This is a genomic window from Blastococcus sp. SYSU DS0539 (assembly GCF_054050855.1).
The window spans coordinates 1-3,334 of sequence record NZ_JBJHAF010000026.1; the positions used below are offsets into that span (position 1 = coordinate 1).

Genomic DNA, 3,334 nt, shown 5'->3' on the forward strand with positions numbered 1-3,334 from the left:
TGCGCGTCCGCTCCTTGAGAACTCAACAGCGTGCCGAAAGTCAGTGCCAAGTAATACCCCGTGCCATGGCTCTTGTGGTTGTGGCAGGGATTCCTTTGGTTGATTGATATCGCGAGTGTCAGCTCGCGGTTCTCAGCTGCGATCAAATCATCTACGGAGAGTTTGATCCTGGCTCAGGACGAACGCTGGCGGCGTGCTTAACACATGCAAGTCGAACGGTGAACCCCGCTTGCGGGGGGATCAGTGGCGAACGGGTGAGTAACACGTGGGCAACCTGCCCCCGGCTCTGGGATAACTCCAAGAAATTGGGGCTAATACCGGATATGACCGCTGACCGCATGGTCTGGTGGTGGAAAGATTTATCGGCTGGGGATGGGCCCGCGGCCTATCAGCTTGTTGGTGGGGTAGTGGCCTACCAAGGCGACGACGGGTAGCCGGCCTGAGAGGGTGACCGGCCACACTGGGACTGAGACACGGCCCAGACTCCTACGGGAGGCAGCAGTGGGGAATATTGCGCAATGGGCGGAAGCCTGACGCAGCGACGCCGCGTGGGGGATGACGGCCTTCGGGTTGTAAACCTCTTTCAGCAGGGACGAAGCGAAAGTGACGGTACCTGCAGAAGAAGCACCGGCCAACTACGTGCCAGCAGCCGCGGTAATACGTAGGGTGCAAGCGTTGTCCGGAATTATTGGGCGTAAAGAGCTCGTAGGCGGTTCGTCGCGTCGGCTGTGAAATCCCGAGGCTCAACCTCGGGCCTGCAGTCGATACGGGCGGACTTGAGTTCGGCAGGGGAGACTGGAATTCCTGGTGTAGCGGTGAAATGCGCAGATATCAGGAGGAACACCGGTGGCGAAGGCGGGTCTCTGGGCCGAAACTGACGCTGAGGAGCGAAAGCGTGGGGAGCGAACAGGATTAGATACCCTGGTAGTCCACGCCGTAAACGTTGGGCGCTAGGTGTGGGGCTCATTCCACGAGTTCCGTGCCGCAGCTAACGCATTAAGCGCCCCGCCTGGGGAGTACGGCCGCAAGGCTAAAACTCAAAGGAATTGACGGGGGCCCGCACAAGCGGCGGAGCATGTTGCTTAATTCGATGCAACGCGAAGAACCTTACCTAGGCTTGACATGCACGGAAATCCTCCAGAGATGGTGGGTCCGTAAGGGCCGTGCACAGGTGGTGCATGGTTGTCGTCAGCTCGTGTCGTGAGATGTTGGGTTAAGTCCCGCAACGAGCGCAACCCTCGTCCTATGTTGCCAGCACGTGATGGTGGGGACTCATAGGAGACTGCCGGGGTCAACTCGGAGGAAGGTGGGGATGACGTCAAATCATCATGCCCCTTATGTCTAGGGCTGCAAACATGCTACAATGGCCGGTACAAAGGGCTGCGATACCGCGAGGTGGAGCGAATCCCAAAAAGCCGGTCTCAGTTCGGATTGGGGTCTGCAACTCGACCCCATGAAGTTGGAGTCGCTAGTAATCGCAGATCAGCAACGCTGCGGTGAATACGTTCCCGGGCCTTGTACACACCGCCCGTCACGTCACGAAAGTCGGTAACGCCCGAAGCCGGTGGCCCAACCCTTGTGGAGGGAGCCGTCGAAGGCGGGATCGGCGATTGGGACGAAGTCGTAACAAGGTAGCCGTACCGGAAGGTGCGGCTGGATCACCTCCTTTCTAAGGAGCACTGGCCGCGCCCCTTGCTGGGTGTGGTCCAGAGCTGTGCGCAGGCCGTGACGGTCGCCCATCACCGGGTGGCTGCGGGTGTCTGTGACAGTGCTCGAGGGTGGAACGCTGACCAGTTCGGCCGGCAGCCTGGTGCTGCTCCTAGTACGGCGCCTCCTTCGGGGGGTGTGGGGAACGGGGTGGAGTTGGGTGGTTGGTCGTAGGCACGCTGTTGGGTCCTGAGGGAGCGGGTGACCGTTGTCTTGTGTCAGGGCCTCCTGGTTCTCGTACCGTCATCGCCCCTGTGGGGGGATGGGTCTGGCGGGAACGGTGTGGGGGGTGGCTGGTCGTACGTTGAGAACTGCACAGTGGACGCGAGCATCTTTCGACTCTGATGAGCAGAGTTCGAGTTTGTAGGCCCGTCTCATCATTTCCTTCCGGGGGTGTGGGGCGGGATTTTTGTGTGGCCAAGTTGTTAAGGGCACACGGTGGATGCCTGGGCACCAGGAGCCGATGAAGGACGTAGGAGGCTGCGATAAGCCTCGGGGAGCTGTCAACCGAGCGTTGATCCGAGGATTTCCGAATGGGGGAACCCCGCACCAGTCATGTGGTGTGACCCGCGCCTGAACACATAGGGCGTGTGGAGGGAACGTGGGGAAGTGAAACATCTCAGTACCCACAGGAAGAGAAAACAACAGTGATTCCGTGAGTAGTGGCGAGCGAAAGCGGAAGAGGCTAAACCGATCGCATGTGATAGCCGGCAGGCGTTGTGTGGTCGGGGTCGTGGGACAGTTCAGTGCCTCCTGCCGGGGGTGCAGGGAGTCATAAAAGACTTGTGTTAGTGGAAGGCCTCTGGAAGGGGTCGCCGTAGAGGGTGATAGCCCCGTACACGAAAACCGAGTCTCTCCCGAGCTTGTTTCCCAAGTAGCACCGAGCCCGTGAAATTCGGTGTGAATCTGGCGGGACCACCCGCTAAGCCTGAATACTCCCTGGTGACCGATAGCGGACAAGTACCGTGAGGGAAAGGTGAAAAGTACCCCGGGAGGGGAGTGAAATAGTACCTGAAACCGTGTGCCTACAAGCCGTGAGAGCCTTATCCACTTCGGTGGAGGGGTGATTGCGTGCCTTTTGAAGAATGAGCCTGCGAGTTAGCGGTACGTGGCGAGGTTAACCCGTGTGGGGAAGCCGTAGCGAAAGCGAGTCCGAACAGGGCGTTTGAGTCGCGTGCTCTAGACCCGAAGCCGAGTGATCTACCCATGGCCAGGTTGAAGCGCGGGTAAGACCGCGTGGAGGACCGAACCCACCAGGGTTGAAAACCTGGGGGATGAGCTGTGGGTAGGGGTGAAAGGCCAATCAAACTCGGTGATAGCTGGTTCTCCCCGAAATGCATTTAGGTGCAGCGTCACGTGTTTCTTGCCGGAGGTAGAGCACTGGATGGCCGATGGGCCCCACAAGGTTACTGACGTCAACCAAACTCCGAATGCCGGTAAGTGAGAGCGTGGCAGTGAGACTGCGGGCGATAAGGTTCGTAGTCGAGAGGGAAACAGCCCAGATCATCGGCTAAGGCCCCTAAGCGTGTGCTAAGTGGAAAAGGATGTGGGATCGCAGAGACAACCAGGAGGTTGGCTTAGAAGCAGCCACCCTTGAAAGAGTGCGTAATAGCTCACTGGTCAAGTG

At 59.0% G+C, this 3,334-nt stretch carries 2 rRNA genes; both read left to right on the top strand.

The window, feature by feature from the left end:
- Positions 1-150: 150 nt before the first annotated feature.
- A 16S ribosomal RNA gene (locus ACI790_RS19810) occupies positions 151-1,669 on the top strand.
- Positions 1,670-2,122: 453 nt separating this feature from the next.
- Positions 2,123-3,334 (top strand): 23S ribosomal RNA (locus ACI790_RS19815); the annotation flags it as partial.